General features: G+C 28.8%; 13 protein-coding genes. All 13 read right to left on the bottom strand.

The window, feature by feature from the left end:
• Positions 1 to 494: 494 nt before the first annotated feature.
• The 13 genes from CIGNP109_RS07640 to rfbC all read right to left on the bottom strand — a co-directional run bounded on the left by CIGNP109_RS07640 (position 495) and on the right by rfbC (position 12,788).
• Positions 495 to 2,264 (bottom strand): asparagine synthase-related protein, encoded by a 1,770-nt coding sequence (locus CIGNP109_RS07640; protein WP_086228818.1) that lies wholly within the window; start codon positions 2,262 to 2,264, stop codon positions 495 to 497.
• A gap of 558 nt (positions 2,265 to 2,822) precedes the next feature.
• Entirely contained in the window at positions 2,823 to 3,398 is a 576-nt protein-coding gene (locus CIGNP109_RS07635; RefSeq protein WP_086228817.1) for a formyltransferase family protein, read from the bottom strand.
• On the bottom strand, positions 3,395 to 3,526 hold the full coding sequence (locus tag CIGNP109_RS08875) for a WbqC family protein (protein ID WP_201789959.1): 132 nt from the start codon (positions 3,524 to 3,526) through the stop codon (positions 3,395 to 3,397). Before CIGNP109_RS08875 ends, CIGNP109_RS07635 begins: the two co-directional genes overlap by 4 nt.
• Entirely contained in the window at positions 3,516 to 4,094 is a 579-nt protein-coding gene (locus CIGNP109_RS07630; RefSeq protein ID WP_201789958.1) for a WbqC family protein, read from the bottom strand. The genes CIGNP109_RS08875 and CIGNP109_RS07630 overlap by 11 nt, the downstream gene beginning before the upstream one ends.
• A 106-nt stretch (positions 4,095 to 4,200) precedes the next feature.
• Positions 4,201 to 5,196 (bottom strand): glycosyltransferase family 2 protein, encoded by a 996-nt coding sequence (locus CIGNP109_RS07625; RefSeq protein WP_086228816.1) that lies wholly within the window; start codon positions 5,194 to 5,196, stop codon positions 4,201 to 4,203.
• Complete coding sequence (locus CIGNP109_RS07620) at positions 5,193 to 5,663, bottom strand: adenylyltransferase/cytidyltransferase family protein (RefSeq protein WP_086228815.1); 471 nt, start codon at positions 5,661 to 5,663, stop codon at positions 5,193 to 5,195. Before CIGNP109_RS07620 ends, CIGNP109_RS07625 begins: the two co-directional genes overlap by 4 nt.
• Positions 5,656 to 6,747, bottom strand: a complete 1,092-nt coding sequence (locus CIGNP109_RS07615) for a pyridoxal-phosphate-dependent aminotransferase family protein (RefSeq protein WP_086228814.1) — start codon at positions 6,745 to 6,747, stop codon at positions 5,656 to 5,658. Before CIGNP109_RS07615 ends, CIGNP109_RS07620 begins: the two co-directional genes overlap by 8 nt.
• On the bottom strand, positions 6,747 to 7,988 hold the full coding sequence (locus CIGNP109_RS07610) for a hypothetical protein (RefSeq protein ID WP_086228813.1): 1,242 nt from the start codon (positions 7,986 to 7,988) through the stop codon (positions 6,747 to 6,749). The genes CIGNP109_RS07615 and CIGNP109_RS07610 overlap by 1 nt, the downstream gene beginning before the upstream one ends.
• Positions 7,985 to 9,511, bottom strand: coding sequence for a DUF1796 family putative cysteine peptidase (locus CIGNP109_RS07605; RefSeq protein WP_086228812.1), 1,527 nt, complete (start codon positions 9,509 to 9,511; stop codon positions 7,985 to 7,987). Before CIGNP109_RS07605 ends, CIGNP109_RS07610 begins: the two co-directional genes overlap by 4 nt.
• Positions 9,511 to 10,587 carry a DegT/DnrJ/EryC1/StrS family aminotransferase gene (locus tag CIGNP109_RS07600; RefSeq protein ID WP_086228811.1) on the bottom strand — a complete coding sequence of 359 codons (1,077 nt, stop codon included), beginning with the start codon at positions 10,585 to 10,587 and terminating at the stop codon, positions 9,511 to 9,513. Before CIGNP109_RS07600 ends, CIGNP109_RS07605 begins: the two co-directional genes overlap by 1 nt.
• Positions 10,572 to 11,438, bottom strand: coding sequence for a rhamnan synthesis F family protein (locus CIGNP109_RS07595; RefSeq protein WP_086228810.1), 867 nt, complete (start codon positions 11,436 to 11,438; stop codon positions 10,572 to 10,574). The genes CIGNP109_RS07600 and CIGNP109_RS07595 overlap by 16 nt, the downstream gene beginning before the upstream one ends.
• The gene (gene rfbD / locus CIGNP109_RS07590) at positions 11,420 to 12,250 is read right to left on the bottom strand and encodes a dTDP-4-dehydrorhamnose reductase (RefSeq protein ID WP_086228809.1); all 831 of its coding nucleotides are present in this window, start codon (positions 12,248 to 12,250) and stop codon (positions 11,420 to 11,422) included. The genes CIGNP109_RS07595 and rfbD overlap by 19 nt, the downstream gene beginning before the upstream one ends.
• The gene (gene rfbC, locus CIGNP109_RS07585; protein WP_086228808.1) at positions 12,240 to 12,788 is read right to left on the bottom strand and encodes a dTDP-4-dehydrorhamnose 3,5-epimerase; all 549 of its coding nucleotides are present in this window, start codon (positions 12,786 to 12,788) and stop codon (positions 12,240 to 12,242) included. The genes rfbD and rfbC overlap by 11 nt, the downstream gene beginning before the upstream one ends.
• Positions 12,789 to 12,791: the final 3 nt, after the last annotated feature.

The following is a 12,791-nucleotide window of genomic DNA, read 5'->3' as shown; positions in this document are numbered from 1 at the left end:
CCCATCAATCCTAGCTTTTATCTCATCTTTATACTTGGAATTTATTGATTTTAAATCTAGAAATGGCATCATAAAATTACTCCGATAAATAAAGTGTTAATACTTTATTTATAAATTTTTATCAAATTCTAAGTTATATTTTTATTTTTAGAACTTTAACTTTCTCTATTATGCTATAAAATAAATTTTAATTATCATATAGCACAAAATTTAATATATTTTTTTCCTTATTTCATTATACTCTTGCAAAGTAAATTTAAAATAATAGTTTTATTCATCTTTGCTTGTTATTATAGCGCTAAACCCCTTATATGGCGCCTAAATAATCAAAAAATATTATTAATCCTACCAGAGCTTTCGCTATCTTTTACTCCTGCAATATGCATTATAAATTTAAGCATGATTCTCGATAATTTTTAAATTATATTTTTGCAACCAAACTCCCAATTATTTACTTAGTTGTCGTTTTTAAGTATACCAATTTACATGCCTTGCTAATTAAGATATTTTTTACTAAATGAACGCAAATAGAATTCTGCAGTTAATATAAGAGCTATTTTCCAAGCATTCTTATGCTCAACAAACTTTTCGATATCTTTCCAGCTAGAATATGAAACATAATTTTTTAAAATCGAATTACTATTAATATAATTTTCTTTTATGTATTTTATATTGAGATCATTAGATAATTCTTTGTCATAAACATGAAATGTGCGCTTATAAATTAAATTATTAATATTGATTCTTTTTTTTATTGAATTTTTCTGCTTTTTACTGAGAAAATTTAAATTTTCAATTTTTTCCATTAAGGCATTTATATTTTTTTTGTTATTTTTATAAATTCTCCCTTGAATTGGCAAATTATATCTATTCCAAGGTATATCATTGTAATATTCCGGATAAAACTTTAACAACAAATCTGCATATAAATGATTATGAGCCCTATATTTATCTGGAATTGAGTAGACAAATTCTATTATTTTGTTATCGATAAATGGCAACAAATACTCATTATAGTTGTTACCATAATTAAGCATTTGGGCGGTATATCTTCTAACCATATTCATAAACAAGTGCGGCTCAATCTTATCTATATTATAAAAATCATTATTATAATCTGAAAATTCATAGTATTCTCCGTAAAAATGCTTAGCAATTGTTGCGTTTATTCTTTGATCCAAAAAGTCGCTATTCTGCTTAAAAGTCTCTCCAAAAACCATATCCCCAACATAACCGCATAAACTATAATGATATTTTTCTATAGGCTTATAGCTCCCTTGTTCAATATATATCAGCATACCATCTGTTTCCCAGGGATAATCTTTTCCGTTTTCAATATAATTTGAATATCCCATCGGCAAATTTAAGCTATGCTTATATCCAAACTTTTTACAAAGCCTCTTCGCAAAAACCACATCTGTGCAATCTTTTGTGCCATTAGTAAATATATGTGCTGGCATTTTATCATATTTATTCAATATTGCAAAAATTAATCTGGAATCCAACCCTCCAGATAATGGTAGCTGTGCGTTACTTAAGTCAATTTTAGAAATTCTTTTTAAAACAGCGTCCTCGATTAAATTATGCAATATATCAATAGAATCTTCATATGAAATATTTGTTTTTTTGATTTCACTAAATTTCCAGTAATACTGTTGAGATAAAATATTATTTTTGATATCATACTCTAGGATTGTTGAAGGATTTAATAATTTTATATTTTTAAACATAGTATTATCATTTAATAAATAAAAATTACTTCCTCCATTGACAAAGCATTCAAAAGAATTTTTATCAATTTCTCTATCTATCTCTTTTATAGCCAAAATTCCCTTGACTTCACCAGAAAAAGCAAATACGCCATCTTTATAATAAAAAAATAAAAAACGGGTTCCTAATCGATCTGAAATTAAAAAAATCTTCTTTTTAATTTTATCGTAAATTACAGCATGAAAATAACCATCAACTTTATTAAAAAAATCTTTTAAACAATTTTTATTATATGCCCAATATATAAATTCCTGAAATGTCTCATATTTGGTTTTAAATAACAAATTTAACTCTTCTATATTATAACAGTAACCCTCTACAAAAATGATAATATCATTTTTATTATAGCTTTTAAATAAATTTGCTTTTAATGAAACTTGAGATATACTCACTAACTCATCAGTAAAAATATCTTTTCTTTCTACATTTGGCGTTGTCTGTAATTCATTGATCATTTCATTAATATCTATGTTTCTTATACACCCCCCCCACATAATCCACTCATATAGCTTCCTCCACAAATATATAATTCTTTCAACAGTTGGTATTTTAACATTATTTTGTAAATATTACAAAAATATTACAATCCCGTCCATCAAATGATTTTAGCAAATAAACAAGCGCCTATTATAACGCTCACTCATTTAAGTATATTACTATAATGCATATCAATCCAAATACTATATAAGAAATTTTTATTGCTGTATTAGCAAAATCTTTGCTTATTATAGCGCTAAATATCTTACAAAATGCTATACTTTGGCATTATTTTTTAATACTAAAATGACTTTTTAAAATCCAAGCTAATAAAAGTAAAGCTGCTCCCCCTCCCCCTTTTTTACCATTAATCAGATTTAGTGCATCAAGATCCGCTTGTACATCATATACAATATCCAACATCACATTATTCTGTAAATTTTATTAAAAATCTTATTTTCATCTACAGCAAGATACCGGTCTTTATCAAGAATAGCTTTTTATTCTTTTGTCGATTTCTGACCCAGATTTATTATTAATCTTTTTTAAGTATAAATATCAGAAATTTATATTTTTCACTTAAACATAATGTTTTGTATTGTTTTAATTAGCAAGTCACCCTCTAAGTCAAAAATTTTTCCACCTAATTCCCAAGGGGTGAGCGAATAATCTATCTTAATTTTTTCTTGAAATATTATTTCACCAGCATCTATTTCTGAAGTAACAAAATGAGTAGAACATCCTGCATAAACTTCTTTATTTTTCATTACAGATTCTTGTACTTTTACACCATACATACCTTTCCCGCCATATTTCGGCAATAATGAGGGATGTGTGTTAATAATTTTATTGCCAAACATGCAACAAATATCTTTTGATAATATTGTCATAAAACCTGCTAATACAATTAAATCTGGATTAATATCCAATTCTTTTTTTATTTGTTTTTCAAATTCTGTTGGCTTTAACTTTTTTTTGTCAATTAAAACATATTCAATGTTATTATCAACAGCACGCTTTATCGCCGCACATTCCTTATCGCAAATTAACTTGACGATTTTATAACCAATCAAATTTTGTTTATCGATAATTTTTTGAAAATTTCCACCGCCACCAGAAGCACAAACGATTATTTCAAATTTTTTGTTCATACAAGAACACACTCCTCTAATATTTTTTTAATCTCTTCTTTATTATTAAACATCATTACATCAATTATAGATAAATTAGGGACAAATTCATTTTTGAATTGTTTATAAATAATTTGATTAGTTTTCAAAAAAATAAAGCTTGATATTATTATTTAAAAAGTCTTCTTTATTGTATAATTCCAATCCACCAATTGGATTAATATAAATAGTAGATTTTTTAACTTGATTTATATATATAATTCTATCTTGAGCTTTAAGCGATTCTTCTTTTAATATATTGGAAGATTTAGAAATTTTTGTATTAATTGACAAGTAATCGCATATTTGTTTTATAGAAAAATCAATATATTTAGATAAATTTATTTCATCATTCAAAATACATTTTTCAATCACTGGGTAAGCATTATGAAAATAAGGGGCTTTTTTGTATGGCATATTTATAGTTTTTAAAAAATTAATTTTATCTTTATCAAAAAACTTTAATTGAGTATCTTTAATTAATTTATTTTGAGAAGGCTTATTTAAAGGAATTGAAAATAAATAATCTTTTCCATTAAGTAAAATTGAATTTCTATTTATGTATCCTCGAGTTATAAAACTAACATCATCAAGTAAAATAAATTCATCAACCATATTAATTAACTGCCAATAACCAATATAAGGAAATAAATAAGGCTGCATTATTGCTATTTTCATGCTCATCTTAACCTTTCTAAAATATATACTATTCTCCGTAAAATATCAAATGATTTTAAGCCAAGTTCAGATAATTCCTGTTCTGTATAAAAATTAGATTTCATATTTATCTCCCAACAATTAAATAAAGTATTATTATAAACAGTATCGCAGATAACAATCTAAAAAATGATATTTTCCTTTTTAGTCGACGTTGCTTTTTATGGTCATTTTTGGCTAATAGAGATGGAATAAATTTTTCCCATAATTCTGAAAATTCTTCTGACATTTGCTCTATGGTTGCGAAATCCTTGCGTTGTAAAAGTATATGTATCATCCTGTGTCCCATATATATGATGTTGTTCGTTTGGTCTATATTAAACATACTTTCCAATATCTGAAAAAATCTAATATGAGGAATACCACAACGCAAAAACCATTCATCTGTTTCTCCGGCTCCTGTCCAAATTCCACCTTGATTCCTGCGATAAACACTCATAACTTGTGGTAAAAAGCCTATTTTACCATGTTTTGCATGTAACAAGTGCCACAAATAATCGCACGGCAATATTCTTTTTTGAGGCCACATTTCTTTTTTTAGACACCAACGATACATTACAGAATTTGTTTGAATAAAGTTGTGTTTTAATAAATCTTTCAAAGTCAATGTATCTTTATGAAATCTTAAATCCGAGGTTGGAAAAATACTTTCTGGTTGAGAGTTATCTTCCCACACTACTTTCACCGGATGAAAACAAACACTAAAATCGGGATTAGCATCCAAAAAATCTACTTGTCGTTGTAGTTTGTTTTCATCTATCCAAAAATCATCACCTTCATTCATTGCAACATATTCGCCTTGAATATACTCCAACATACAGTCAATTATTATATCTTTTCCTTGTGAAAATTGATTTTCTTTTTGGTAAATCGGTTTGATAATATCAGGATATTTTTTTTCATAATCCCTAATTATCTCTGTTGTACCGTCGGTAGAAGCATCATCGTGAACAATAACCTCAAAAGGAAAGTTTGTTTTTTGCATAACAAAGCTATCCAAAGCTTTACCTATAAAATCTTTATGATTATACGTTGTACAAATAATGCTTACTTTAGGTTTCATTTGTTATCTTCCTTTGTTTCGGCATCTAAAGGAAAGTGATTATTTGCCGCATCTTGTAATTTTTTATAATTATCATAAATTCGTTTCTTTAGTGAACTTGAGCTAATACCTTGCCCGTAAGGAAAATAGATAACATCGACTCCTTGTTCCTCTAAATAATCGTATTTTCCAGACCAATCATCTCCAACAACAAATATATCAAAGTTTAATTTTTTTACTTTATCTGTATGGTCTAATGATTTTTGCGGAATTACGATATCAGGATATTTTAAAGCTTTAACAAGAGCTATCCTTTCTTCAAACGGAATAATGGGTTGAGATTTGTATGATGCCACTAATTCATCAGTGTTTACACCTACGATAAGTATATCTCCTAAAGCTCTTGCATATTCAATCATTTTTAAATGATTGGCATGAAGCATGTCAAATGTACCAGAAGTGTATACAACAATCTTATTTTTAATCATTTTTCTTACCTCTTTTTATTTCTTTTATTGCAATTTGAATTTTATCAAACAAATCATCAATATCAGAAACAGAAGTATTGCCAATGTGTGATACTCGGAACAACTTAGTTGCAAGCTCTCCTCCACAAGGATTTATGTATATTTGAAAATTATCTTTCAGGTATACAAATACGTCATAAGCGCTAACCTCTTCAAAATACAAAGATGTCAATAAATTAGATTGAGGAAATTCCGGCAACTTAAAGCCTAGAGACTTTGCTTTAGCTCTAAAATATTTAGCTTTTTCATCAATCTTTGCTAACCATTGTTCTTTTCCACCTGCCTCATCTATCATATTAAGCATATCCTCCAATTCATACATAACACATACGGGCGGAGTAAAAGGTGTTTGTCCTCTATCTATATTACCAATATAATTTTTAAAATTAAAATAGTAGCTTTGAGGATTGGGTAGTTCCAAAATACGTTTTTTCATACGTTCGGAAAAAGCAACAAAAGACATTCCAGGGGATAAGCACAACCCCTTTTGTGATGAAAAGATGGTAATATCAATTCCATATTTATCCATCTCATAATCATCGGCTAAAAATGTACTTATCGCATCAACAATCAAATACATATTGTTACTGTGGCAAAATTCAGATAATATTTTTATGTCATACAACTGTCCCGTTCCTGTTTCATGTAAATTAACAATCAGTGCTGTATATTTTTGATTATTGTACGGATGTAAATGTTCAGCCGTTAACGTTTCATTCCAAGCTAAATCAATTGATGAGTATTTTATTTTATACCAGTCACACAACTCACAAAAACGATGACCAAAAGCACCTCCATTAATAATTAGTACGTTATCATCTTTAGTGAGGCAATTATCTATTACCGCGTCCATAGCACCGGTGCCGGATGATGCCATATAAATTAATCCATCTTCTGTTGTAGTACCTAGCAAATTTTGCAAACGTTTTAAGCTTGACTTTACCAAATTTCCATATTCAGTAGTACGAAAATGCTGTACTCCTTTAATTCTTACAGCGCGTGTTGATGGGTACATTTCAACAGGACCTATTGTAAATAATTTCATTATATCTTCTCCTTAAAAATTTCGTTACATATATAATCATATATATTAAAAGCTGCTGATTTATTGTTTGGTGGTAAAAACTGGTCATAAATAATTTGTTGGCGATGATTACTTAAAGAAGAATCTTGTTTTGAACATACTATGTTATCCACAAAATTAATAACATCGTCATAACAATTTGATTTATACAAATTATCTTTAAGTTTTTCTGTGAAAGAATTAAACTTAAAATTATGCTTAGGTGTTTGTATACACATTGGCTTGCCTGTAATAAAATATTCAGCGATAAAAGATATAGAATCCAATATCATCGCATCAGAAGAAAAGAACAAATCAATAAACTCGCCTTCAGAGACAAAAGCATTAGGTAAATCTTGCCAAGATTGATAATAATTATCAATCTCAGTTTTATTCCAATGAGCAACACGTTGAAGAGAGCCTTTTAACCCAGGGTGAGGTCTAAAAGCAAATTGAATATCTGTTCTGGTTTGAGCCAAACTTAAGAATAAATCCTTATATTCCAAAAAATTTGACAACGGAGCATCCAAATGATGTGGTGCCCATATAATTCTTTTTATTGCTTTATCTTTAATTTTCCAAACATCTTTAAAACTATTTTGGCTAAACAGTATATTGTCAACTTTTAAATAGCCTAAAAATTCTCCTTCTTTATTTTTTTTGACAGCAGAAGCATTTTTCCACATTTGGGATAAATCTTTTGTTTCAAAAAAGCACTTATGTGCATACATATACGCATTAGTATTAGAATTGTATTTTAAATTATCATCTAGGAAGTAGCTATATGGAGTTATATATACAAGCTTTTCTCTAAAATTGTCGATTTTAAACTCTTTAGGAAACCAATCATAATGGTGACACATAAAAACAATATCGGGATTTATTGTTTTTGCAATATCTACAAAAACATCATCTTTTTCATCATGACCACAAACATAAGGTATTTTCAAGCTGTCCAGATATTCTTTTGCCTGATTTTGAATTTGTATCATTACTTCTTTAGAACCATAAGAGTTAGGTACAATAACCATGTAAGGTTCAAATCTTTTGTCTTTTTTAAACTCACTATATATTCCGGAAAATAAATCACAACTTGCTCCAAGTGCATAACCTAAAAAAGCAACTTTTATTTTTTTCTTTTTCCTCAGTTCTTTTATCAGTTTTTGGCGTTTAAATTCCAGATAATAAAACTTTAAAATGGTTTTAAATTTTTTTATACTCATTGTTTAGCCTCCAAAAATTCATTAATTTTCTTTGTCAGCTTTATTGAACCATGTATATTTAAATGATCTGCATCGTAAAAATCTGAGTCATTAAAATCTTTGTCTTTATAAAAGGAAATAAAAGAAATTCCATATTGATTACAAATATCTTTCAGCTTTTTTTTAAAATCTGTTGATATATATTTTTTATACATTTCAGTATATGGCGGAATTACGCAATATAATGTGATATCTTTTTGTTTTGCTAACTCAATAATTTTTATTAAAAATTCCTTCATTGTATCATTTTGGGCAAAGTCCATATGTTTTAATGCACGTTTTTTTATTTCTTCTTCTATTAATTCTTCACTTTCAAACAATGGATTGTTATCTGCTTTGATAGAAATATTCTTTAAAAAACATTTAGATGCTTTTTTATATAGTTTTTTATTAATACTATTATCTTCTTTATAAGGCTTAATTCCAAAAACAGTCTTCATAAATGCGGTACGATATTTTTCTGACGAATGAGAAATATTAAAGCCGGATGAAAAAGGAGAATAAAATAAAATTATATTTTTAATAGTTGAACAATTTTTTAAAGCATATTCAAACATTTTATAGCTTTGATACAAATCTTGAGATGTTGTTGCTAAATTAACCGTTGGTTGTTTCATAAACATGGAATTTATGCCACGATTTCCATGTGAAGATCCAAGAATTATGGTTTGAATATTCTTCTTGTTTTTAAAAACGTACTTCTTTTTATAATACTCTAATACCAATGATGATTCTTGCCTGAATATGGTAATGCCGCAAATTTTAACCTTTATTCCATTTTCATTTTCTTTTATCTTGTAAAGTTTCTTTAACATATTAGAAAAACAAAATAACTGTTGCTTAGGACTTTTAACTGATTGAAAAACAGCTTTCATTGATTTTGAACAATCTTCTATAACACCAGGAATGCCTGTGATAGTGGTCGTTTCTGCAATTATTAGATAGTCATTTAAGCTTTTGAAGGCAACATCACCATTTTTCATTTCAGAATTGTGTTTAATGTATAACATATCAATTTTTGTTGGAGCATAAACCTCATTGAGTTTTTTCACACATTCAATTATCTCATTATCCGAAGATGCACCTCCTTTTGTATTTGCTAAATCTCCATAACAAATCAGCACTTTTTTAGCTTTGGATATTATTTTTAATAATCTATTTATTCTGCGTTCATATTTTTCTTTAACAATATCGTATTCATAATCAAAAGGTAAATCAGAGTGAAAATCATGATTATAGTGAAGATTGGTTCTTTTGTTCCTATACGTAACCATTTTGTTTGATTCTCTATATTCTTTAAATTCCAAATCTTCTTTGTTAAAATAATTTTCAAATTTTGAAACTAAAATATCACATCTGGTTTTGAAATTTGAGCCATATATCCAATCAAATGGTCCTGAAAACATTCGCAAACCATTATTTTTTAAATGGGTTGCAATGAAACAAGCTTCACCTAAACTAAAAACGCAATCATATTGTTTCATTACAAGCTCTCCTTAATTATCATACATATTTTCAGCGCTTCATCATTTGTTAAATCCGGATAAAGCGGCAAACACGCAATGCGCGAAGCAATATCTTCAGATATCGGACAATCAAATTTGTCTTTTAGGTAGGTTAAAGTATTTAGACTCGGCCAAAAGTAACGGCGAGCATAAATATCTTGTTTTTTTAATTCATCAAAAACTTTTAACAAGTCTGCTTCAGATCTAAAGACAACAGGATAATAAGCATAGTTATATTCTAAATCCGATTGTTGTTTTGGACGTTGAACCAGAATAGATAATTCTTTATCATACAAATTAGAAACTCGTTTGCGTTCAGTGATTATCTTGCTGATATACGGATAATTTGCTAATCCCATTGCAGCATTAAATTCGGACTGCTTACCATTTATGCCTACACATTTGTAATCATCATAAAAATGTCCGAATTTTTTTTGCAATTCCAGTTTATCAGAAATATCTTTGTCTTTAATAATACAAGCACCACCTTCTATTGTGTGAAAAAGCTTTGTTGCATGAAAGGAACATGTTGTTATATCACCGTATGAAAGTAGGGATTTCCCTTTAAATTTACTGGCAAATGCATGAGCTCCATCATAAATGACTTTTAAGTTATGCTTGTCAGCAATTTGCTGTATTTTTTCCACATCGCAAGCATACCCAAAAACATGAACTGGCATAATGGCGCGTGTTTTGGGTGTAATAGCGGCTTCTATTTTTGTAACATCTATTGTAAAATTATCAGGCTCAATATCAACAAAAACCGGAGTACATCTCTCCCATAAGATACTTGTTGTTGTGGCAACATAAGAAAATGGAGTTGTTATAACTTCACCACCATCAATATCTAACGCAGCCAATGCTAATTGTAACGCAATAGTTCCATTAGTTACATATTGAAAATTTTTAACTTCTAAATAAGAACTTAATTTATTTTCAAGTTCTATGGATAAAGGACCTTGGTTTGTTAATATGCCGGAAGAATAAATACTTTTAATATATTTTTCATATTCTTTAATTGGTGGCATAAATGATTTTGTTACATAAATTGGCATTTGTCAGTCCTTTTTGAATAAACTGGGATTTTGCAGATTTTTACTGTTAAAACACCACGACTACTTATTTTTTTTTGAAATGCAAAAAACTTTAATCTTAATAATATTTTTTGAATTGAAATTAAATATTGTCTTGGAGTTAAAACATCAGCTATCTTTTTCTTTTCAGCTAAAACCAAACAACCCAATAAACGCTCTATTGTATGAGCAAGACTTGATGAATGCTCGCTATCAGGAACATCAAAATCTTTTATATTTAATTGTAACTTTAGAAGAGGATTAAGTAATTTAGCCCTTACAATAAACATTGTACCTGCAACAAAACCATAATCAGTGTTTTGAAAGCTAAGCTTCTTTAATAATTGTATTGCTTCTTTTTTTGCATTTTTATCATACAGTTCCTTATTACAAATTAAACGATAATTAGAAACCATCCCAAGATCGTTATTTTTTTCAAATTCTTGGATACAATATTTGAATTTATTTACAGTAGATATAAAATCCAATGCATAGTTACGCCATTTAGAACCAGATACATCAAAATAATTTAATAAGGAACCTTTTTTCATATCTCGTTTTGTATGAATTTTTACCACGTAAGAATAATCATCTAAATTAACTTGATTTAATACATGAACAAAAGGTCCAATATCGTAACCATGATTTTCAACAATCTCTATCTTAGCAGATGGAAATGTTGTTTTTATATCGGTTATAATTTCCGAATTTTCTGCAACCATAGTTACAAAAAGATCAAATTTATGCGGAGATATATTTAAGATACACTCTTTAAGTTCTTCATAAAAATTAGGATAATATATATGACAATGAACTAAAATTGTTTTAGACATTTTACTAAACCCTCCTTCCAATGAGGAATTTCAATATTAAACACGTTTTTAATCTTTTCTTTGCTCAGCACACTGTAAAACGGGCGAGTTGCTTTGGTCGGATATGCAGAAGAAGGGATAGGATTAACCTTGCAGCTTAGTCCAGATAATTCCATAATTTTCACCGCAAAATCATACCAAGAGCAAACCCCTTCATTAGTATAGTGATAAATACCTTTATTAGCTTCATTCATTTGTGGCAAAATGGTTACGATAGCTTGAGCTAAATCACCGGCAAATGTTGGACTGCCGATTTGATCAGCAACCACATTTAAAGTTTCTTTTTCTGCCCCTAAACGCTGCATTGTCTTTACAAAATTATTCCCATGAGCTGAATACAGCCAAGCAGTTCGAACAATAATAGCAATTTTAGCATTTTCTAATACAGCTAACTCCCCGGCTAGTTTGGTGCGACCATAAACTGAAATCGGATTTGTCTTGTCTTGCGGTAAATATGGCTTATAATTATTCCCATCAAAAACATAATCTGTTGAGATATGTATAATTTTAGCGCCTGATAATGCTAGATTGCGAGGCCCATCTTCATTGATTTTCTTAGCCAGTTCAATCTCATCTTCAGCCTTATCAACTGCAGTATATGCAGCGCAATTGATAATTATTTTAATATTATTTTTTTGAACAAAATTTTTAACAGCATCTAAATCAGTAATATCCAAAACATCTACACCTGCAAATATCGCATTTGGAAGCAGTTTTTTAAATTCTGTTCCTAGCTGACCGTTTGCACCTGTAACCAGTATATTATCGCTCATTTAAAATATCCTTTAAACTATTAGCCAAGCGATCTTTTTCTGAAGTGATGATCTTGTCTATTGACACTTTCCAATCAATTCCAATTTCAGGATCATCATAGCGAATGCCAAATTCAGCTTCTTTGCAATATAAATTATCACATTTATAAGCAAAAATGGCTTCTTCGCTCAAAACCGAAAATCCATGTAAAAAATGACGAGGGATAAATAATTGTCGTTTATTTTCTGCTGATAATTCAACAGCGACATGCTTACCAAAAGTTGGAGAACCTTTACGAATATCTACAGCAACATCTAAAACTTTACCTTGTAACACTCTAACCAACTTGGCTTGAGAATACTCTCCAAGCTGACAATGCAATCCTCTAATCACGCCGTAGCTTGATTTTGATTGATTATCCTGCACAAAGCGATTAGTAATACCATTTTTTATAAATTCAGCTTCATTATAACTTTCAAAAAAATATCCCCTATCATCTTCAAACACCGTAGGCTCAATGATAAAAACACCATCGATATCTGTTTTAATAAATTTCATAAC

The organism is Campylobacter sp. P0109 (assembly GCF_002138755.1).
Classification (GTDB): domain Bacteria; phylum Campylobacterota; class Campylobacteria; order Campylobacterales; family Campylobacteraceae; genus Campylobacter; species Campylobacter devanensis.
The sequence above is the reverse complement of the archived record's forward strand: the minus strand, read 5'-3'. Positions and strand labels throughout refer to the sequence as shown.